The 20,417-nt window shown below is 68.3% G+C and carries 21 protein-coding genes; 11 read left to right on the plus strand and 10 right to left on the minus strand.

Annotated elements, in window-relative coordinates; translation table 11 throughout:
• Positions 1-14: 14 nt before the first annotated feature.
• Genes OH804_RS06555 through OH804_RS06570 form a run of 4 tightly spaced genes read right to left on the minus strand, consistent with a single transcriptional unit; the run spans position 15 to position 3,416 of the window.
• Positions 15-1,079, minus strand: coding sequence for an alpha/beta hydrolase family esterase (locus OH804_RS06555; protein ID WP_406063525.1), 1,065 nt, complete (start codon positions 1,077-1,079; stop codon positions 15-17).
• Positions 1,080-1,111: 32 nt separating this feature from the next.
• The gene (locus tag OH804_RS06560) at positions 1,112-1,792 is read right to left on the minus strand and encodes a GPP34 family phosphoprotein (protein WP_406063527.1); all 681 of its coding nucleotides are present in this window, start codon (positions 1,790-1,792) and stop codon (positions 1,112-1,114) included.
• The gene (locus tag OH804_RS06565) at positions 1,789-2,508 is read right to left on the minus strand and encodes an ABC transporter permease (RefSeq protein WP_196923972.1); all 720 of its coding nucleotides are present in this window, start codon (positions 2,506-2,508) and stop codon (positions 1,789-1,791) included. Before OH804_RS06565 ends, OH804_RS06560 begins: the two co-directional genes overlap by 4 nt.
• Positions 2,509-2,534: 26 nt before the next feature.
• Positions 2,535-3,416, minus strand: a complete 882-nt coding sequence (locus tag OH804_RS06570; RefSeq protein ID WP_196923971.1) for an ABC transporter ATP-binding protein — start codon at positions 3,414-3,416, stop codon at positions 2,535-2,537.
• A gap of 108 nt (positions 3,417-3,524) precedes the next feature.
• Between OH804_RS06570 and OH804_RS06575 the strand changes: the two genes are divergently transcribed.
• The 3 genes from OH804_RS06575 (at position 3,525) to OH804_RS06585 (ending at position 5,865) form a co-directional block, all read left to right on the plus strand.
• The gene (locus OH804_RS06575) at positions 3,525-4,679 is read left to right on the plus strand and encodes a sensor histidine kinase (RefSeq protein WP_196923970.1); all 1,155 of its coding nucleotides are present in this window, start codon (positions 3,525-3,527) and stop codon (positions 4,677-4,679) included.
• Positions 4,676-5,278: a DNA-binding response regulator gene (locus OH804_RS06580; protein WP_196923969.1), complete on the plus strand. Its 603-nt coding sequence runs from the start codon at positions 4,676-4,678 to the stop codon at positions 5,276-5,278. Before OH804_RS06575 ends, OH804_RS06580 begins: the two co-directional genes overlap by 4 nt.
• An 80-nt stretch (positions 5,279-5,358) precedes the next feature.
• On the plus strand, positions 5,359-5,865 hold the full coding sequence (locus OH804_RS06585; RefSeq protein WP_406063530.1) for a GNAT family N-acetyltransferase: 507 nt from the start codon (positions 5,359-5,361) through the stop codon (positions 5,863-5,865).
• A 161-nt stretch (positions 5,866-6,026) separates the two neighbouring features.
• Here OH804_RS06585 and OH804_RS06590 read toward each other — a convergent pair whose 3' ends face one another.
• Together OH804_RS06590 and OH804_RS06595 are read right to left on the minus strand one after the other, a co-directional pair.
• Positions 6,027-7,349, minus strand: a complete 1,323-nt coding sequence (locus tag OH804_RS06590; RefSeq protein ID WP_406063532.1) for a ricin-type beta-trefoil lectin domain protein — start codon at positions 7,347-7,349, stop codon at positions 6,027-6,029.
• Between the two features lie 164 nt (positions 7,350-7,513).
• Complete coding sequence (locus OH804_RS06595) at positions 7,514-9,958, minus strand: non-reducing end alpha-L-arabinofuranosidase family hydrolase (RefSeq protein WP_406063534.1); 2,445 nt, start codon at positions 9,956-9,958, stop codon at positions 7,514-7,516.
• A 578-nt stretch (positions 9,959-10,536) separates the two neighbouring features.
• On the opposite strand from OH804_RS06595, the gene OH804_RS06600 reads away from it, so the two are divergent.
• Positions 10,537-11,037 (plus strand): hypothetical protein, encoded by a 501-nt coding sequence (locus OH804_RS06600; protein WP_406063536.1) that lies wholly within the window; start codon positions 10,537-10,539, stop codon positions 11,035-11,037.
• Positions 11,038-11,219: 182 nt separating this feature from the next.
• On the opposite strand, the gene OH804_RS06605 is transcribed toward OH804_RS06600, so the two are convergent.
• The gene (locus OH804_RS06605; protein WP_406063538.1) at positions 11,220-12,131 is read right to left on the minus strand and encodes a GNAT family N-acetyltransferase; all 912 of its coding nucleotides are present in this window, start codon (positions 12,129-12,131) and stop codon (positions 11,220-11,222) included.
• A gap of 480 nt (positions 12,132-12,611) precedes the next feature.
• On the opposite strand from OH804_RS06605, the gene OH804_RS06610 reads away from it, so the two are divergent.
• The 5 genes from OH804_RS06610 (at position 12,612) to OH804_RS06630 (ending at position 16,274) form a co-directional block, all read left to right on the plus strand.
• Positions 12,612-13,502: a hypothetical protein gene (locus OH804_RS06610; RefSeq protein WP_406063540.1), complete on the plus strand. Its 891-nt coding sequence runs from the start codon at positions 12,612-12,614 to the stop codon at positions 13,500-13,502.
• A complete protein-coding gene (locus OH804_RS06615; protein ID WP_196923962.1) occupies positions 13,495-13,995 on the plus strand; it encodes a SigE family RNA polymerase sigma factor in 501 nt (166 codons plus the stop codon). The genes OH804_RS06610 and OH804_RS06615 overlap by 8 nt, the downstream gene beginning before the upstream one ends.
• A 248-nt stretch (positions 13,996-14,243) precedes the next feature.
• Entirely contained in the window at positions 14,244-14,837 is a 594-nt protein-coding gene (locus OH804_RS06620; RefSeq protein ID WP_406063542.1) for a hypothetical protein, read from the plus strand.
• Complete coding sequence (locus OH804_RS06625) at positions 14,830-15,753, plus strand: serine hydrolase (RefSeq protein ID WP_406063544.1); 924 nt, start codon at positions 14,830-14,832, stop codon at positions 15,751-15,753. Before OH804_RS06620 ends, OH804_RS06625 begins: the two co-directional genes overlap by 8 nt.
• 161 nt (positions 15,754-15,914) lie before the next feature.
• On the plus strand, positions 15,915-16,274 hold the full coding sequence (locus OH804_RS06630; protein WP_307788760.1) for a VOC family protein: 360 nt from the start codon (positions 15,915-15,917) through the stop codon (positions 16,272-16,274).
• Between the two features lie 170 nt (positions 16,275-16,444).
• Here the strand turns inward: OH804_RS06630 and OH804_RS06635 are convergent, their stop codons facing one another.
• From OH804_RS06635 to OH804_RS06645, 3 genes are all read right to left on the minus strand, one after another.
• A complete protein-coding gene (locus tag OH804_RS06635) occupies positions 16,445-17,050 on the minus strand; it encodes a lytic polysaccharide monooxygenase (protein ID WP_091405127.1) in 606 nt (201 codons plus the stop codon).
• Between the two features lie 266 nt (positions 17,051-17,316).
• The gene (locus OH804_RS06640; RefSeq protein WP_196923957.1) at positions 17,317-17,895 is read right to left on the minus strand and encodes a hypothetical protein; all 579 of its coding nucleotides are present in this window, start codon (positions 17,893-17,895) and stop codon (positions 17,317-17,319) included.
• Between the two features lie 361 nt (positions 17,896-18,256).
• Complete coding sequence (locus OH804_RS06645; protein WP_196923956.1) at positions 18,257-19,012, minus strand: alpha/beta fold hydrolase; 756 nt, start codon at positions 19,010-19,012, stop codon at positions 18,257-18,259.
• A 62-nt stretch (positions 19,013-19,074) separates the two neighbouring features.
• Between OH804_RS06645 and OH804_RS06650 the strand changes: the two genes are divergently transcribed.
• On the plus strand, positions 19,075-19,602 hold the full coding sequence (locus OH804_RS06650) for a PadR family transcriptional regulator (protein ID WP_196923955.1): 528 nt from the start codon (positions 19,075-19,077) through the stop codon (positions 19,600-19,602).
• A gap of 232 nt (positions 19,603-19,834) precedes the next feature.
• Positions 19,835-20,380 carry a carboxymuconolactone decarboxylase family protein gene (locus tag OH804_RS06655; protein ID WP_406063547.1) on the plus strand — a complete coding sequence of 182 codons (546 nt, stop codon included), beginning with the start codon at positions 19,835-19,837 and terminating at the stop codon, positions 20,378-20,380.
• Positions 20,381-20,417: the final 37 nt, after the last annotated feature.

Raw genomic sequence — 20,417 nt, forward strand, 5'->3', positions numbered from 1 at the left:
CCGAGGGGCGGACGTCACCGCATCGGGTGGCGCTCGGCGAACCGCCATACGATCTCGCTGGCGTCGGGACCCGCGTGATCGGTGTAGCGGCCGTCGCCGTCGGGGCCGGGCCAGGCGTGCCCCATGTCCTGGACGCGGTACGACTCGACGATCGACGAGCCGTCCGGTGCCGTGATCGTCGAGTGCGTGTACGCGTGCCGGCCCGCTTCGGCCGGCACCGACACGGTCTTCTCGGTCAGGTCGAGGCTGTCGTTGGGTAGTCCGTCGTCGACGAGGTCGCCCACTGCGGTCCAGTGCGCGACGAGTCGGGTGGCGACCAGGGGTGGCACGACCTCGTCCTGTTCGCCCTGGATGACCAGCAGCGGCACCCGCCGGGCCCGCTCACCCATCTGGGCCCAGGCTTGACGGGCCGTGTCCAGCGGCGACGTCGAGTCCGGGTCGTCCGGGTCGACCTGGTCGAGCCCGTACTCCCCGCCGGCGACCGAGGTCGCCGTGGCGAAGACGTCCGGGTGGGTGACGGCGAGGATGACCGCGGTCCCCGCGCCCGACGAGGCGCCGGCCACGTGCACCCGATCCGGATCCGCGTCGTACCTCTCGACCACCTGGCGGGCGACACCGGCGAGCAGCGCGGGTTCGCCGCTGTCTCGATGCTGCTCCCGGGGGTCGGTCGAGTTCCAGCAGGCGATCACGTTGCGGGAGATCAGTTGCGTGGGGTAGACGACGATGAAGCCCTCCCGGTCGGCCAGGCGGTTGAACTGGGTCGTGGACTTCATGGAGTTCCACCCGTAGCCGGTCATCGCACAGCCGTGGATCGCCATGACGACCGGCAGCCGGGCCGTCCCGTCGTGTTGGGGAGGAAGGTGGACCTGGTAGCGCTGCGAACCGGCGTCGCCGTCATAGACGTGGTTGCGGTCGCCCTCGCCCATCTGCCAGGGCAGGCCGAGCTGAAGAGCGGCGACACCGATGCTGACGGCGGCCACGACAGTGGCGAGGACGCCGGAGACGATCCGCAGCCAGCGCCGTCGCACGCGACGGGTGGGCCTGCTGCCAGCAGGCGAAGCGGGAGGCGGGGAGGTCACGCGGGCCTCCTTTCCAGATACGGGGACAGGCCCTAGCTTCGAGGAAGCACGGTGATGGCCACGATGGCGCTGTTGACGACAGTGGCCGTCACGGTGCGGGTCACGGCTGCCGCCGCGGCGTCGGCACCCCAGTCGCCCCGCTCGAGTTCCTTGGCCCGGCTGATCACCGGTGACGTCCACGGGATCTCGCGGTGGAACTGTGGGAGCGTTCCGCTCGCCGAGAGCAGCGCCGTGAGCGCGGCGATACGGGCTTGCGGCTCCGCGCCGTCCACGAGGACCCGCCGAACGTCGGCGAGCAGGCGGGCCCGTCGTTCGGTTCTGCCCTCCCGCAGGGCCGTCGTCCGGAACAGGCCGAGCACCTTACGGGGCTCCTGGTCGATGTCGCCTCGTGCGACGAGCCGCTCCAGAACCGGCTTGCGCAGGGCGGGGCCGATCGCGGCCAGTGCCGTCTGCACCCCCCTCGGTTTCTCGACGAGGTAGTCCCATGCCGGCCGCAGGAGGCCATCCGACGGTGGGTGACTCGCCACGCTTCTGACCCGCCCCCGGGCCTCCGTGGTCAGGTGATCGCCGAGGGCGAGATCCGCGAGGACGGCCCCGCCGAGGACGTAGAAGAGCGTGTTCTCTCCCGCGATGGTCCCGGATCTGGGTTGGAACAGAAGCAGTAGGAGATCTTCCACCAGGGTCGGGGCGTCGAACTGGGGTTCGGTGGTCATCGGCGGGGCTCCCAGCGGAAGAGTCGGGTGGCGAGGGCGACGGCGATGGCGACCCAGGCGAGGGTGGGTGCGAGCAGGAGCAGGGAGTCGGTTACGGCGACGCCGCCGTTCCAGGCGTTCATGGTCAGTTCGGTGGCGGCGCCGCCGGGCAGGAGTCGCTTGAGCCAGGCGAGGTTCTCGGTGCCGGAGATGCCCACCCAGGTGGTCACGGCGATCACCCCGAGTGTGACGGGCAGGGTGGTGACCTGGGCGTGTTCGGGGGAGTTCGTCAGCCCGGCGGTGGCCAGCGCGAGGCCGATCAGCATGGCCAGGGCCGCGATGGTCGCCACCACCAGCAGGGCGACGTTCGCCGGTCCGCCGGCGACCACGGCCAGGGCGGTCAGGATCGCTGTCACCTGCACCACGGCGAGCACGACCACGGGCAGCAGCAGCCCGGCGAGGATGCTCGTGTCGCTTGCGGCGGTGGAGCGCAGCCGCTTGAGGAAGAGATTCTGCCGCCGGGAGGCCAGGGTGGTGACGGCGGTGGCGTAGAGCCCGAACGCGGCGATCGTGAACATGACGATCGCGGCGATGTAGCCGAGACTCCCGATGTCGGCGAAGGTCTCGTGCTGACGGACGAAGTACGCGCTGACGACTACCGGGATGATGAGGCTGGTGATCAGCACCAGTCGGTTGCGGAAGAGTTGGATCAGTTCGCTGGACGCGATGGACAACACGGTGACGCTCCTGTCGGAAGAACGAATCAACTGTTGATGGCACGGAAGACGTCGTCGAGCCGGGTCGGCCCCGCCGCCAGGTCGCGCAGCTCCACGCTGTGGTCCTGCGCCCAGCCGAGTAGGAGGTGCAGGTCCCTCTGCAGCTCGAAGGTCTCGACGACGGCCTTCCCGTCCGCGTCGACGGCGGCCCGCACCGGCAGCGTCGGCGCCGATGCCGGGAGGGAGAAGCGGATGACCGCGGGCAGTGTTCGGGTCAGCTCGGAGACGGTGCCCTCCCGGTGGAAGGCGCCCTCGTGCATCAGCCCGATCCGGTCCGCGCGCTGTTGGGCCTCCTCCAGGTAGTGCGTGGTGAGCACGATGGTCGCGCCGTTCTCCCGCAGCCGGTCCACCGTCGCCCAGACGGCGTCGCGGGACTGGATGTCGAGGCCGGTGGTCGGCTCGTCCAGGAAGATCAGCTCCGGGGTGCCGTAGACCGCGGTGGCGAAGTCCAGCCGCCGCTTCTCCCCGCCGGACAGCTGCGACACCTTGCGGCGGGCCCGGCCGGTGAGGTCGACCAGGTCGAGCACCCGGTCGACGTCGTCGGTGCGTCGGGTGAGCCGGCCGACCAGACCGACGGACTCACGGACGGTGAGGTCCGGGGAGAATCCGCTCTCCTGGAGCATGACGCCCATTCGGGGACGTACCGCTCGCCGGTCGTCGGGGCTGCGCCCGAAGACGCGTACGGTGCCCGAGGTTGGCCTCCGGTGTCCCTCGACAACCTCCAGGGTCGAGGTCTTTCCAGCTCCGTTGGTGCCCAGCAGCGCGTAGAGCTCTCCGGGCCGTACCTCGAAGGAGAGGTCCTTCACGGCGTGGAAGTCGCCGTAGGTGAGGTTCAGCCGCTCGACTTCGATGACAGGTGTGGTGGACATGTACCCAATGACAGCGCGGGCGCGGCCGACCCGTCAGTGGCACCACGTCACCACCGCATGTGACGTGGTGTCACTGGTCGTGACCCCTTGCTGCCGGATACTGAGGTGGTGACCGGGAGATCGCCGCGCTTCACCGAGTCGACGCAGGGAAGGCTGCGCCGGCTCAACCTGGCCACGTCACTGCCGCCGGTGGTGTTCGCCGCGGCGGTCCTGCTCTACACCGATGCGCGTACCTGGTGGCACGTCGTCGTCCTGGCGCCGGGGGCCGTGGCGGGCGTGGTGGCCTTCGAACGGTGGACGGCCAACGACCTCGCCCGGGTCGCGCTGCCCTGCCTGGTCGTAGCGGCAGCGGTCTGGCCGCTCGGGGTCCTGGTGGTTGGCAGCCCCAACGCCTACTGGGGTTTCTGCGCCGTCGGCTCGCTTGCCCTGCGCGAGGTGCGACGACACCGGAAGCTGGTGGTGGCGGGACTGTTCACCTACGTCGCCGCCGTCGGCGCGGCGCGGCTGCTGGTGCAGCGGGACGACGTAGGTCACGTCCTGGTCACCTACGTCCTCATCCCGACCGCCCTCACCGTCATCGTGACGGTCTTCACCGTGGTGGGCGAGCGGTTCTACGACCTCATCCGGGAGCTCGAACAGACCCGGGAACGCGAGGCGGAGCTGGCAGTGGTCCGGGAGCGCGTGCGGTTCGCCAGCGACCTGCACGACATCCAGGGCCACACCCTGCACGTGGTCAAGCTGAAGATCGCCCTCGCCCAGCGACTGCTGCTCAACGACACAGCTCGGGCGGAGAAGGAACTGCGGGAGACGTACACGTTGGTCAGCGACACCATCGCGCAGACCAAGGAACTCGCCTACGCGCAACGGCGGCTCAACCTCACCGCGGAGATCGAGAACGCGAAAAACCTGTTCGAGGCCGCCGGCATCCGGGTCCGGGTGACCCGGGAGGCCGAGGTCGACGCCCGCGTCAGCGAACTGCTCGGGCAGGTGCTGCGGGAGACGACCACCAACATCCTGCGGCACGCGCAGGCCACCCAGGTGCAGATCACGCTCACCGCGTCGGGCATCACCATCGTCAACGACGGCGTGACCGCCACCACGGCCCCCGAGCTCAGGGGACTGGCGGCGCTGAGGCAACGGGTGGCAGGCGACGGAGGCGACCTGACAGTGGAACAGAAGGACCAGCGGTTCCTGACCGCAGCGGTCTTCCCACCCGCGCGGGCCGACGCGGCCCCGACCGTCACGGGAAAGGACCGCCGATGACCACAATCGTGCTCGCCGACGACGAGGCACTGCTGCGCACGGCCCTGGCGGCGCTGCTGCCGATGGAGGGCGACATCACTGTGCTCGCCGAAGCGCAGGACGGCCAGACAGCGATCGCCGCCACCCTGCGACACCGCCCCGACGTGCTGGTCATCGACCTGGAGATGCCGGGTGTGGACGGCCTGGGCGCGGTCGCCGAGATCCGCCGCGAGCGACCGGAGCAGGTGATCCTCATGCTGACCCGGCACGCCCGCCCCGGCGTGCTGCGTAAGGCGCTGAAGCTCGGCGTCCAGGGCTTCGTCAGCAAGTCCGCCGAGCCGGCCCACATCACCTCGGTCATCGCGACCCTGCACGCGGGAAAACGCTGGATCGACCCGGACGTGTCCGCGCTCGCCGTCACCGAGGACTGCCCGCTCACCGACCGTGAAGTCGACGTCCTGCGGGTCACCGGCGAGGGCTACTCGGTCGTCGACATCGCCGCGCGGCTCCACCTCGCTCCGGGCACCGTCCGCAACTATCTCTCCAACGCGATGCGGAAGACCCAGACCCGGACCCGCCACGAAGCGGCCCGCTACGCCCGCGAACACGACTGGCTGTAGACGCACCGTCATCAGCACGGATCGGACCGTTCGTGTAGCCGGCAGCCGCGCATCGAACCTCGCCTGGGTAGCCTGCCGGCATGGCGAAGGTTGTCACCTACCTGGAGATGAATGACCCCACGGACCTGCGACCGGGGAAGGTGGTGCCGGAACTTCTCCTGCGGCGCGTCGACGGTGGCCTGCCGCTCGTGCGTGCCACCAATGCTCAGGTCGGAGCCCCTTACGGGTGGCGGAGTGCGTCTCGCACTGACGAAGAGTGGCAGGAACTGATGCGGTGTCGTCCGCTGCGCCAGTACTGGTTCATCAACCTGGAGGACGAGACCGTGGGGGTTGCGAATCTGGAACCCCAGCCTGACGGAGATGTGGAGATCACCGCCTTTGGGCTGTTGCCCGAATATGTCGGGAGGGGTCTCGGTGGCCATGCGCTGACGCTGACCATCCGGCAAGCTTGGGACAGTGAGGCCGTGGAGTCTCCGGCTATACGCAGGGTTTGGCTGCACACATGCTCGTTGGACCATCCGAATGCATTGCGCAACTATCAGCGACGCGGCATGACTGCCTACCGCACCGAGGTCGAAGCCGAGTAATAAGCGGCTGGCCGAATCAAGGCGTGGCCTTCACCGGATGCGGGCGGACCCGGCGTGACGCCGGGCCCGCCCGTTCCAGTCCGTCCTGTGTCAGGTGTTTCGCCCTACCGCTGGCGGGATCTGCACACCCTCGAACAGGTTGTGCGCGGAGCCAGCCGTGATCATCGTGCGAGGGCGGCGAGTCGGAACTGCTGGTTGGTTCGTCCGTGGCAGTCGTAGAGCTGGATCTGGGCTCCGTTGGTGGTGCTCCAGGTGTCGAGGCAGCGTCCGGACTGGACGTTGCTGATGGTGCCGTTGGAGTTGAGGTTCCACTGTTGGTTGGTCTGGCTGTGGCAGCTGTAGATCTGGACCGCCGCACCGTTGCCGGTACCTGCCGCGTCGAGGCACATGGTGCCGTACACCTGCAGTTGTTTGCTGGAGGTGTAGGTCCATGCCTGGTTGGTCTGCTTGTTGCAGTCGTAGAGCTGGACCCGCGTGCCGTTGTTACGCGAGGCGTTGGGTACGTCGATGCACCGGCTGGACTGGCTGCCGACGATTTCGCTGGCGGAGCCGGGCGGGACGGTGGGCGTCGGGGTGGGGGTCGGCGGATCGGTGGGGGTCGGCGTCGAGGTGGGCGGTGTCGAGGGCAGCAACGGGCACGTGCTGCGGTAGGTGACCACGCCGCTGGAGTCCAGCAGTGGGCAGAGGAACTGGCTGTACCGGGTGTCGTTGTCGATGAACATCTTGACGAACGGCAGCATGGTCCGGACCATCACCGGGTTCGACCGTCCGACCATGAAGCCATGATCGGCACCGGCGACCTCCAGGTAGACGCTCTCCGTCGTAGCCGGGAGGCTGTTGTACAGGCCGGTGGCGTAGGACGGGGTGACCACCGTGTCCGCCTGTCCGGCGAAGATCATGGTGGGCACCCGGTCGTTGGCCAGGTTCGACGACGGCGAGTACGGCGCGATGCCGACCACTGCTTTCAACGACGGGCGGCGGGTGGCTGCGCTCAGCGCGCCACCGCCGCCCATGGAGTGACCGGCGACCGCCAACCGGTTGGGGTCGACCCGGTCACGTACCGGGCTCTGCTGGGTGAGGTAGTCCAGTGCGGCGAGCAACTGGGTGCCTCGGGCGGTGTCGAAGTCGTTGCGGCTGTTGGTCTCGATGCCGATCACGACGAAGCCGTGGGAGGCCAGCCACGGTCCCATCCAGGCGAGTTCGGCGGAGAACAACGCTGTGTAACCCGGCGAGATCGCGATGGCCCCGAAGGTGCCCTGACTGGTGTCGGTCGGGTAGTAGATCCTGCCGCCGTTGAAGCCGTACCCGGTCGGGACGCTGACCGAGGTGTTGGCGAAGGGGCCGTTCACGGCGGTGACGCTGGCCTGCGTGGGGTCCGGGCCCCGCTGGTACGGGTTGTCGGCGGCCGACGCCGAGCCGGTCGCCACGGTGATGGTGAACAACCCGACGACGGCTGCGATCCCGGCCGCGGCGAGCTTGACCATCCGTCCCCGAAACCGGGCGGACCCTCGGTCGCCATGGGTGTTCCCCGAGGGCGGGGGGTGGTGTCCGTGTCCTCGCACTATCGCTACCTCCTGGTGGTGGATGGGTGCGGGGCGGGTGGGCTCGGTGTGGTGCCGAGCCCACCCGCCCCGGCGATGTCCGGTCGTCAGCGTTGCAGCGTCAGCAGACCCGGCCGGTACGGCAGGAGCCCGTAGTCACCGCCAGAGCTGGGAGAACGGCCCTGGTAGAGCAGTTGCAGGTTGCAGGCGTCGACGGTCATGGTCTGATCGGCGTTGGTGCGCAGCAGCTCGCCGTGGCTGATGTCGTTGGTCCAGGTGGCGCTGCTGTTGGCCTTGCCGGCGAACGGGTTGCTCTCGGACGTGGCCTGCGGCGTCCACGTACCACCGAGGCTGGTGGCCGTGAACGACCGGAAGTAGCGCCCGTTCGCGCCGATCGCCTCGACGATCATGAGGTACTTGTTCAGGCCCTGGAGCTTGTAGACCTGAACGGCCTCGAAGAGGTTGTTTGTCGTGTCGGTCATGATCGTCGTGTAGTTGGAGCCGAAGCTGCCCGGGAAGTTCCCGATGGGCATGCTGGCCCGGTAGATCCGGCCGTTGTCTCCGGCGAAGAACAGGTACATGTTCTGGTCGTCACCGATGAGTGCCTGGTCGATCGGGCCGGTGCTGGAGTTGGAGATGCTTCCGGTGAACAGTGTCTGCGGCGACGACCACCCGTTCGGGTTGGTCGGGTCGCTGGAGGTCCGGTACGAGAAGGCCGTGCCGCCCCACTGGTAGGCCAGCACCCAGATGTTGCGCGGCGCGAAGTAGAACAGCGACGGTGCGACGGTTGCCGAGTTCATCGCGTTCTGGCTGGCCGAGCCCATCTGCGAGTAGTTGCTGAAGAGGCCAAAGTTCATCGAGCCCCACGTGGTGCCGGTGTCGTGGGTGGTGGCGTAGACGAGTTGCTGGCCGTTGTAGGGGGCGACGGTGAAGTCCTTGAGCGACACCCACCCGGACCTCGGCTGCGCCAGCGCGCCCGTCGACGACCAGCGGTACGACGAAGGAAGGTCACACGTGCCGCCGGTCGGCGGCGGCGTCGTCGGTGTCGGCGTCGGGGTCGAGCCGCCGCCCAGGGCGGCAAGCCGGAACTGCTGGTTGGTCTGTCCGTGGCAGTCGTAGAGCTGGATCTGGGCACCGTTGGCGGTGCTCCAGACGTCCAGGCATCGTCCCGACTGCACATTGCTGATGGTGCCGTTGGAGTTGACGTTCCACTGCTGGTTGGTCTGGCTGTGACAGCTGTAGATCTGCACCGCCGCACCGTTGCCGGTCCCGGCGGCGTCGAGGCACATGTTCCCGTACACCTGTAGCTGTTTGGCCGAGGTGTAGGTCCATGCCTGGTTGGTCTGCTTGTTGCAGTCGTAGAGCTGCACCCGGGTGCCGTTGCTGGTCGAAGCGTTGGGCACATCGACACACCGGCCCGACTGCGTGCCGACGATCTCGCTGGCGGAGCCGGGCGGGTTGGTCGGTGGGTTGGTGGGCGGGTCGGTGGGTGGGTCGGTGGGCGGGTTGGTGGGGCCGGCGCTGTTCAGCGCCTCCAGGGTGGAGGTGTAGGCGGCCTTCTTGTTGCCGTTGCACTCGAAGAGCAGCGGAGTGCCGCTGGAGCGCCACGAGTCGCAGTCTCGCACCCCCCACACGGTGACCCCGTTGCAGCGAGCCACGGCAAGGCAGTCGTTGACCACACTGCGGTAGGTGTTGGCCTGCGTCGTGCCGGATCCCTCGATGTCCAACTCGGTGATCTGCACGTCCACCCCGAGAGCGGCGAAGCTGGACAGCGTGGTGCGGTAGTTGCTGTTGTACGGCGAGTTGGCGTTGAAGTGCGACTGGAAGCCGACGCAGTCGATCGGCACCCCACGAGACTTGAAGTCGCGAACCATGTTGTACACGGCCTGCGTCTTGGCCCAGGTCCAGTTGTCGGTGTTGTAGTCGTTGTAGCAGAGCTTCGCGTTCGGGTCGGCCGCGTCGGCGGCGCGGAACGCCGCCTCGATCCAGTCGTTGCCGGTGCGCTGCAGGTTCGAATTGCGGCGGGCGCCGCTGTTGCCGTCCTCGAACGCCTCGTTCACCACGTCCCACGAGTCGATCTTGCCCCGGTAGTAGGTGGCCACCCGCGTGACGTGGTTCAGCATCGCGTTGCGCAGCGCGGTGCCCTCCATGCTCTGCATCCAGCCCGGCTGCTGCGAGTACCAGGCCAGGGTGTGGCCCCGGACCTTCCAGCCCCGGGAGATGGCGTGGTTCACGATCCGGTCCGCGTTGCTGAAGGTGAAGTTGTTCTGCTGCGGCTCGGTCGCGTCGATCTTCATTTCGTTCTCGGGAGTGACGCTGTTGAACTCGCGGTTCAGGATCGTCGTGTAGGCGCTGTCGTTGAGTTTGTTGGCGGCGACAGCGGCACCGAAGTACCGGCCAGACTGGGCTGCGGCGGCGCCGAGGGTCGTCTCTGCGGCCTGGGCGAGATTGGGCAGCAGCGACACGGCCAGGGCCAGAATTATCGCCGCCGTTCCGGAAAAAGTGAGAGTTCGTAGTCGGGTACGCCCGGTGGGACGGGTCCGGGAAACCATGCTGATCCTCCAGTGGTGGGGTAGGGGATTGCTGTCGCTGTTCCGGTGGGAGGCCCCGATCGGATCGCGGCGGGCACGATGGTGAGTCCGCCCGATCGGGCCGGGACTCACCTCAGGCGTCCGCCCGGATACGAGTCGACTTGGGCTGCCTGGCCAGGGGTGAAGCGTGGTGGCGTGTAGGCCCGGTCGCCCGTGGGGAGTGATCGTGAACGTTGGGCTCTTCCGGTGGTGGACGTGGTCACCTGGCAGGTGGTGGGCCTGATGGTCGCGTGAAGCGCCTCCAGTGCTGAGGGGATCTTGTTAACGTTCACACTTGTCGATGGCTCTCAGGCTGGCAGAAAATTCCAGAGTTTTCAACCGGTAGTTTCGGGCCTGTTACGGATCAGAGGGGTAGGGACCTTCCGGCCTCTGGGGTGGGGCGTCAGCTCACACCTACCGCAAGCGCCGGACGCCGGCGTTACCAGCCAAGACGAGGGCGGTCCGGCCAGAGGTGACACTGCCGCACCTCGCTCGCCTGGGGGAGTGGAAGCAACCCAGGGAGGGAGGCGTCACGGTGCTGGCGCGGCCAGGGTGCTGGTATGCCCGCTATCAGAGGTCCTCGCTGGGCGTACGGCGCCTTCGCTTGGCTGATCTTCTTCGTGGTGTCCCATGTGATCCTGGTGTTCTTTCCAGGCGACGATCCGACCGGTGATGGCCCCTGGGACATGAGGGCCTACGTGATCTTCAACGTCGTGCTCATCTCGATGTCGGCCATCGGAGCAGCCGTCGTTCTCGCCACAGTCCGCCCGCGGGCCCGGCATCTTCCCCGGTGGTTACTTCTGACGCCACTGTTGTCGGGCAGCGTGCTGCTCGTCATCCGGGGTGTCCCAGGGATGGTCGAGAATATTCTGATGGTCACGGGTGTCCGTCGCGGCGGCTTCGTGGGGGTAGCCGACATCTCCACAGGAGAGTTCTGGACCGGCATCGGAATCAACACGTACTTCTTCGCAGGAGCGGTGTTGCTGGTTGGGACAACCGTTTCCTACGGCCACCGATCGGCGGAAAGCGCTCCGAAAGGATCGTCCGACCCGCCTCGGTGAGGCGTACCGGTTGTCCATGGCGGGCGTCGTTTCCCGATCTCACCGCATCCTGTGGACCGCGTCGGCGACCTCCTGTCTCAACACCGCCGCCTCGTCGTCGCGTGAGTTTGTGCCCGGGAATCAGCACTGTACGACGGGCAGGGCTCGACCGAATGGCCGGATCTGCCGTGCCCCGTTCGGTGTCAGCGGACGATGACGAGGTTGGCCATGTCGACGACCGGCCGGTAGCCGAGGGCGGCGTAGATCTTGTTCGACGTCGGGTTGGCCTGGTCGGTGAACAGGCAGACCCGCTCGCCCTCGGCCTGGATTCGTCGGGAAACCTCGGCGACCGCGTTGCTGGCCCAACCACGCCCGCGCTGAGCCGGCGGTGTGTACACCGGGCCCACCCGGGCCACCCCGAACGACGGTGGGTTGGCACCGGTGAGGTGCACCGGCTTCCCCGTCTCGTCGACCCACAACCACAGCCGTCCGGCGTGGAGTCGGCGCAGCATCTCCGCCTGGTCGGGCGCTTCGTGCGCACTGGAACCGCGCGGACGGCCCGCCTGTTCGTCGGCGTCGCCCATGAACGCGGCGACCCACTGCGTGACCAGTGCCACGTCGTCCTCGGTCGCGGCCACCAGGTTGCCTGGCGCTGGTGGCGGCCACGTCAGCTCGCCGAGCTCGTGCAGCCGAGTGTGCTGGGTGACCTGGACTCGACCTCCGCCGAGCCGGGTCAGCTCGGCGGCGCACAGCTCAACGGCAGGCAGGGCCCCGTTGACCGCGAGGACCTCCTCCCCGCGGTTGTGCAGGGCACGAGCCAGCGCAACGGCTGCCTCATCGGGCATGGGCAGCAGGAACGGCGGGTACGGGGCATACGGCGCGGTGCGCATCCCGGCGCCGACGACCGTGCCGGAACCGTCGCTGACCACCAGCCACCAGGTGCGGTCGGACTGCGGGATTCCCTCGGCCCGCTGCGACAACAGCCGGTGCGCGATGGTGGTCACGACCGTGCTGACGACCGGATCGGCACCCAGGTAGTCACCCGCAGCGGCGAGGAACTCGCCCGGACCGGTGCAGAACCACAGGCGCAGGCCGGCATTCGGGACAGTGCTCATCCGCGTACGCTAGCCACCGCCTGCGTCGTGGCGACACGGATATCTCCTGGCTGAGGACTGCGAACGCTGAGCCGAAGTTATCTCCCGGCCGCTTGGACGCCACACACGGCAGCCTTCGACGTCCGCCTGGCGCAACGCTCCGTCAGCGGGACGCGGCGGGCTGAGCCCGAACGACGCGATCGCCAACGGTGATGGCTGATGCCTGGCTCCGGGACGGGACATTCGACGACCTAACCTCCTAGGACGCTCTGCGGGTTGTGCCTTGACCGACTGTGCCGCCCGCGCGGCCAGGGCCAGGACCGGCGGCAAGGAGAACCTGACGCTACGGAAGTGGCCGCACACGTACTGGAACGCCGCGTCCCGCCGACACAGGTGGCTGAGAATTCGCCCCGAAAATTCGGTAACCAAAACGGCGGGTCAACCCGTCAGGTCAGTGATGGATCGCCACTGCGGGCGGTCGGCCGAGGAGGGGTACGGGACATGGGTGACGTGCGTGGGCGTTTCAGGGACGACCTGGCCCGGCACCCCGCCCCACCGTTGGGTGACCTGGTCCAGCAGTCGGTGGTGCAGGGCCGCCGGCTGCGCCGTCAGCGGCGCCTGGCGCAGTTCGGCGTCGGCGGATCGGCGTTGGCGATGCTGCTCGTCATCGGCCTGGCCGCCGGGCCGCTCGGCGTCGGTGCGGATGATGCCGGTCAGGCCGGCGTGCCGAACGCCGGCTCGCCGGGTGGGTCGGTCGACGCCGCCACGCCGTCTCCGGCTGGGTCCCCGGACGGCGCCCCGGGCGGGTTGGAGGGGGGCACCGACGAAGAACAGCGCAGAGACCCCTTTCGGCCAGGGCCGCCGGTTTCCTCGACCACGGTGATCGACACCCTGAGGATCGGGGCCGGGCCGGACGGTGAACTGCTGACCACCACACCGCAGGGCGCTCTGGAGTTGCTGACCCGGCTTCTACCCAAGGGAAAGACCAGCGGTTATGCGAGCCTGGAGAGCATCGGCGCGCGCCCCGGCATGCCCTACGTCCAGGTCTACCTGGACCGGGGATATGGGCCGGGGATGGTGCGGCTTGCCATCTACCGGGACGACCGCGGCGGCGACCCTGTCCCGGGAACGGTGGAGCTGACCGAGATGCCCGACAACTGCGTGCAGAACAAGATGGTCACCGTGCACCACCCCGGTGGCCTCCGGGTCGATCTGATGATCTCCACCTGTCTGGTCTGGGACGCCAAGGGGACGGTGCCGACACCGCCCGTCCTCTCCGTGAAGGAGGCGACCGAGATTGCCGGCAACCCGACCTGGGGGACGGAACTGCCGGCCGAGTACGTCGTCAACGGTGCCAAGAGGTTTTCGACGCTGGCCCGGTCGAATGGCTGACGAAGACTTCGTGGAGTTTGCGCAGGCGGCCGCTGGCCGGCTGCGCGACGCCGCGTTCCTGATGTGCCGCGACTGGCATCTCGCCCAGGACCTCACGCAGACCACGCTGGCCAAGGTGTACGCCAACTGGAGGCGGGTCCGCCGGGCCGACGACCCCCACGCGTACGCCCGCAAGATACTGCTGCGCTGCATGATCGACCAGCAGCGGCGCCGCTCCAGCAGCGAGTTGGCGATGTCGGCGCCGCCGGAGCGGGGCGAGGAACATCCGGCCGAGCTGCGCATGACGTTGCTGGACGCGGTCGCCACACTGCCGTTGCGGGATCGGGCGATCATCGTCCTGCGCTACTGGGACGACCTGAGCGTGGAGACGACCGCCGAGGTTGTGGGCGTCTCCACCGCGGTCGTCAAGAGCCAGAGCATGCGCTCCCTCAACCGCCTGCGCGAGTTGCTGGGTGAGACCCGTTCCGAGTTGTTCGCCGAGGAACGCCATTGACCGGTCCCGTCTGCGGTCGAGGTGCGACCGATCCCGGTGGTGTCGGGCCGTCGACCGACAACCGCCGCGCCCTTGCTGCGACGGCGAACGCGCCACCACGCATCGTCGCCTGAAGCGCCACCCGCGGTGGCAAGTATCTGCGTCTGGGGAGGTTTTCGGTGTCCGTATCGAGCGGCAGGACAGGCCGAGGCCGGACTCGCGGCAGCGGCCGAGGTTCGGTCGCTGTCGTGCCGGCGGTCCTGTCGGCGTTGCTGGTGATGGCCGCAGGGTGCCATCGGGAGTCCGGCGCCGGCCCCGATGAGCGACACACCGCGAACGCGGATCGCGGTGAACTGAGCCTGCTGCTGGGTGCGGGCGAGCTGGGAGCGGACTGGCATGAGGGCGGCGCTCCTCGCACCGGCCTGCCGCCCTGGCCGTGGGAGCAGGACAGCTGCCCCGACTATCGGAGCAGCGACTACCCGGCCAAGTCGCATCGGCGCAGTGCCGTGGAGCGCTACTACCGGCTGTCCGACGGCTCGTCGCCGGCCCACCACGTGGTGGAGACGTACGAACCTGGTTGGGCCGAGCGGAACGTCGACGACGTCCGTCGGGTCATCCTGCGGTGCGCGAGCTACTCGGTTCTCGGATCGCAGGTCTCGTTCGACGTCGTCGATCCCCATTATCTGAAAGGCGCCGGCATGCTCATCCGAGGTCGCATCGCGCATGCGGACGGCCCGAACACCGTCACGTACTTCGTCATGCTGAAACGAGGCGAGACGGTCTCGACGGTCCGCCTGCCCGACCCGGGCAGCCAGGCCGTGGTGGACTCGATCGCGGCGAGGGCGGTGGCCCGCCTTGGCTGAGCGCGAAGGTCGGCGGCTGCCGCGCCGCTGGGTCGTCTCCGCGGTCACGCTGTCTCTGGCCGGTGTCGCGACGGGCGCCTTCGGTGCCACGCGCGCCCGCGACGGCGATCGTGCCGGCCCATCGCACGGTCCTTCCCCCGCCAGTCCGATCCCCACCACGCCGGCCATCGACCGGATCGACCAGGCGAGAACGCGTATCAAGGCCTACGTGCAGCGGTACGACGGTCACCTGGCGGTCGCGGCACTGGACCGACAGGGAACGGCCGCGGTGACGGTCGGCGCCAGACGATTCGAGACCGCCAGCATCGTCAAGGTCAACATCCTCGCGGCCCTTCTGCTGCGCCAGAACCCGCCGGGCAAGGCCCTGAGCGCTGACACCCGACGGTCGGCCGAGGCCATGATCGTGTCGAGTGACAACGACGCGGCGGTAGCCCTGTGGGAGCGGATCGAGGGCTCGCGCGGCCTTGCCGCCGCGAACCGTGAACTCGGTCTGCGGGAGACCAGGCCCAACGTGCACTGGGGAATCACCACGACCACGGCTGCCGACCAGCTCCGTCTGCTGACCGCGCTGACGTCGCCGACGGGACCGCTGACCCCGCAGGACCGTACGTTCATCATGGGCCTGATGAAGAAGGTGACCCCCGAGCAACGATGGGGGGTCAGCGCCGCCCGGGAGTCGGGCAGTCGTTCCTACTACGTCAAGAACGGCTGGGACACCGCCGATGTCGACGGCGGCCGCTGGCTGGTCAACAGCATCGGACGGATCGTCGAGGCCCGTCATGACTGGCTGATCGCCGTGCTCTCCGACCATCACGTGAGCCAGAAAGAGGGCATCCGCGTCGTCGAGAGGGCCGCCACGTACGTGCTCAAGGAGCTGCGCGCCGCCACGGCGGACGACCATCCTCCGCAGGGATAGGCCCCACCCTCCGGGCACACCGACAGTGGGTTGGGTCGACCTGCCCCGACCCACGCCCGGGGCCGGGTGGGGCGTCCGTCGATTCGGCGCCACGATTCGTGAAGCACCTGCCAGAGTGGTTCATGCCCTTGAGTACGTACCACCTCAGAGCCTCGGTCGCCGTGTCCGACATTCAGACGGCCGTGGCCTTCTACGAAGGCGCGCTGGGCCTGCGGGCGTTGCGGTCCGGCCCCAGCGCCACCATCGCCGACGGCAGCCGCGTCTACGGTTCCGGTGGCGGGCCGGCGCTGAACGTGTACCAGTCGGTCACTGCCGGACAGACCTCTGCGACGGTGGCGACGTGGTACGTCGACGACATCGACCAGATGGTCGACGAACTCACCTCGTCCGGCGTCGAGTTCGTTCGTTACGAGCAGTTCGAGCACGACGAGAAGGGGATTACCGCGCGGGCCGGAGGTGGGCGTATCGCCTGGTTCCAGGACCCGGACGGCAACACCTTCGCTCTCGAAGCCGACGCGTGACCCTCCACCCGAGCTGCGGACCTATCGCCGCCACACATTGATGACCTGTGGTGGCGCCGGTGGGCGTACGAAAGTCCGTGCCGCAGTTGGTTGGGCGGACGGAAGACTGATCCGGCTCAGGGCGTCAACGCCCTGAGCCGGATCAGCGTCCTAGTTGTCGGTCCTGCCGATCAGGTGACGTTGATGTCGCTGCACCACATGTAGGTCTGGTCCAGGTGCGACGCCCTCCAGAGCACGAACAGGATGTGGTTCCCGCTGCGTGACGGAAGCGAGACGTTGAACGAGATGTTCTGCGCTGGTGCGTAGCGCCCGGTCGTCGTGATCAGGTCGAGGTTGCCCCACCCGAGTTTCTGGGTGGACGGGTTGAACCCCTGCTTGGTGACGTAGACCTGGAAGTAGTCAGCGCCGTGGCTGGCCTGGTCGTACAGCTGGACCGTGAGGTTGCGGCTGACGGTGGTCGTCTTCCACGCCCCGGGCTGGTTCACGCTGTCGTTCCGGGACAGGGCGTTGCTGCACAGCTGCCCGTCCGGGGTGCGAGCCTGGTACTGGCCGCCGAGGCCGTCCCGCAGCTGGCTCATCCAGTTCCACATGGTGTCGGGGTTGGCCTGGAAGGCCCGCCAACACATGGGGTCCTGCTGCTGCATGGCGGGGTTCATGTGCTGGTTGCCCCAGGTCTTCCAGCACTGGTAGGCGCGACTCATCGGGTTGATGATCGTGCCGTGGGCCTGGGCGGCCCCGGTGAAGGGCAGCATGCCGGCCACGATGGCGAACACCATGACGAACGCTCGCAGGGACCGACGGACTGGTGACCGGGATCGTCCGCCGGATCGATCGGACTTGAGTGAACGCACTGTTCATCCTCCGCTCTTCGGGACTACAGATCAGAATGGGAACGCTCCCAAACCAACTGTTGCATCTATCGACTCAAATATCAATCGTTATCTATCTTTGGTCGGATGTGGATCGAGCTGACCGGGCTGTCCGCAGCCGCCCGGTTCGGATCAGGGCGCGGTGCGACCTCGCTCCCTGCTACCCGGCACGGTCAGAGGCCGGCTGCGGCGTCGTACCGGCGACGCTGGTCGGCCATCTCCGACTCGGTCAGCGCCTCCTTGAGCGCCAGGTCCGCGTACTTGGGCGGGAGCATCTGCCGCACCCGGTCGGTGAACATGACCTCGGCGGTCGCCTCGACCACCTGGATGCCCGGCGGCTCGGTGGACATGTCCATGATCACGGGACCGGCCAGCTTGACCGCCACGTCCCAGGGGCGCTTCTGCTCGGCGACCCCGCAGAGGTGGAAGCCGTAGACCGTCTGCACGTCGGCGAGCGCGGTGACCTCCGACGGCTCGTAGCCGTAGACGCGGACCCCGCAGATCACTGCCGGCTTCTCCGTGGCGGCCGCCTGCTGGACGTTGTGTCCGGCGTGGTTGTGCTGCCCCGGGTCTGCCTGTTCGAGCGTGCTCCGCATCCGGGCGGTGATCTGCGCCTGCAGATCCGCTGGCTCCGCCTCCGGGCCGGCCCGGTTGACCAGTACGACAGTGCCGGCCGACACCGCCAGCAGGATCACCGCCACCCACACGAAGCGGTTCCGGTACCAACCCGCGAAGTTCACTCGGGAAATCATGATTGCTTCTCACCTCGTCGCCGGTTCTGGTGGTGGCAGGCCGAATCGGACGCCCCCGGCGGGTCAGGCGTCGAGTGCGTCAGCCGTTGGGGACACGTGCCGGGGGTTACCTACGGCGGGCGAGGATGATTGCCCGGCAGGGCGCCCGTCGTCGTGGAGATGGCCCGGCGATCCGCCAGGCGAGCGTCCGCCAAAGGCGGCGCGCTGCCGGCGCTGCGTTGCTCCCGTGCTGGCCGTTCCCAGCGCGGTTGCCCCCGCGCTGCGGCGATATGAGCCATTCCAACACGTCTGGATCGGCTTTGGCAACATCGACGAGCATCAGCGTGGAGCCGGCCCGGTCACCCGCTCCTTTGGTTGGGGATCACCGCGCCCGCAATGCCGCCTCTGTGGCCGCGACGAAGCCGTCGGGGTTGTCCAGCATGATGTTGTGGCCAGCCTCTGGTACGGCGACCACCCGCACGCCGGCATCGGTCAGGGCGCGCGCACCTCGCGGCTCGTTGTCGGCCGGATGGAGGTATGTGCGGGGCACGGGCAGGTCGACCAGCAGCTCACGCACGGTGGGGGTGGTGCCGCGGCCGAGGTGTGCCGCGGTGCGGTAGAGCGCCTCCGGGCCGGTAAGCCGCATTGTCGCCGCCCAGGCCGTGCCGACCCGGGTGAGCGTCTCGGACCGGCCGCCGCCGTGGACGAACTGCTCCTCTGTGTAGCGGGCGCCGATGCCTTCGCCCGGAGGCTGCGGGTCGAGGGTGGCGTCGACAAGGACCAGTGCGGAGACAAGGTGCGGGTGGCGGGAGGCCAGGACGACGGCGACGGCGCCGCCCATGCTGTGTGCGATCACCTGCGCGGCGCTGACCCCGGCTGCCGACAGGGCGACAGCGAGGAGATCGGCGTGCTCCTCGAGTGTGTACGAGGCGTCGGTCGGCCGGTCGCTGATGCCGTGTCCGAGCAGGTCCATCAGCAGGCTGCGCTGTCCGCTGAGGACGGGGTTGGTGGCCACCGCCGCGTAGTACGCCGGCGAGGAGGCGCCGAGCCCGTGCAGGTAGATCCGAGTGGGTTCGGTCCCGGGGAGTTCCACCCAGCGGATCGTCGTGCCATCTGGTCGCACCTGGGCGCCGCGCATCACATACCTCCTGACCGGTACCTCGTGTTCGAGGTATCTCCTGGCCGATGTAACCTAGCAGGGTGTTGGAGTTCGCGATAATGGGCTTCCTGGCCGACGCCCCGCTGCACGGTTACGAGCTGCGCAGGCGCGTGGCCGCACTCACCGGCCACGTCCGGCCGATTGCGGACGGGACGCTGTATCCGACGATCAAGCGCATGGAACGTGCGGGCTTGCTGCGCCGCGACGTGCAGGCTGGCCAGATGGCAGCACCACGACACGTGCTGACCCTGAGCCCGGCCGGGCAGGCGGAGTTGCTGCGTCAGCTCCGCGCACCCGACGAGCTGTTCATCACCGACGAGAACCGCTGGTTCACGCTGCTGGCCTTCCTGCGCCACCTTGACGACCCGGCGGCCCAGGGGGCCGTACTGCGTCGGCGGCTGAATTTCCTCACCCAGCCGGCGAGCTTCTTCTGGGACGGCGACCGGCCACTGCGCGCCGACGACTTCCCCGACGACCCCTTTCGTCAGGGACTGTTCCGCATCGCCACCGTCACCAGCCGCACGGAGATTGCCTGGCTGCGGGAAATGCTGACATCCCTCACGCGATGACCACCGGACCGACTTCCGGTAGGCCGACTGTCCGCAGCCCCGCGTCAATGCGCGCATCTGCTGCTGGTCGTGCGCGCCGGCCTGTGGGAACCCAAGGTGCAGTCCGGTGAGTGGCCTGCTTCGCGAACGTCATCGTGGTCGGAACAGCGGTATCCGAACAGATCGGCGGCGGGCGCAACGGGGATCGGGATATGGTCCGTAACACCCGATTTGCCGCTTGTAAGGGGAAAACGTGAGTCGCCTGCCGTACGTGAACCCCGCCGATGCCCCAGCGCCGGTCGGCGACGCGCTGCAGGCCGCGCTTCCCCTGAACTTCTTCCGCGTCATGGCCCACGCCGAGACGGCGTTTCCGGCCTGGATGCGCTGGGGCGGCACGCTACTCAAGGACCTGGCCCTCGACCCGCTGCTCCGCGAAATCGCGATCCTGCGAGTCGCCCAACTGAGCGACGTCACATACGAGTGGGTTCAGCACGAGCCCATCGCCCGATCCGTCGGCGCCACCGACGAGATGATCCACGCCCTCGGGCGCAACGAGATCGAAACCGACTGTTTCACGTCGGACCAGCGGATCGTCCTGCGTTTCACTACCGAAGTCGTCCGCGACGTCTGCCCGCCCGACGACACCACCGCCGCACTGACCGGGTTGCTCTCCCCGCGCGAGGTGGTCGAACTCCTGATGGTGATCGGGCAGTACATGATGATCGCCCGCGTCGCCGCGGTAGCGGACCTGGAAGTCGACAAGCCGATGGGCGCCGCCGTCTACGGTGTGCGGGCCTGACTAATGTCATGAGTACCTGTGCACCCCACATCGAAGG

The sequence above is a fragment of the Micromonospora sp. NBC_00860 genome (genome assembly GCF_045207375.1).
GTDB classification, from domain to species: domain Bacteria; phylum Actinomycetota; class Actinomycetes; order Mycobacteriales; family Micromonosporaceae; genus Micromonospora; species Micromonospora vinacea.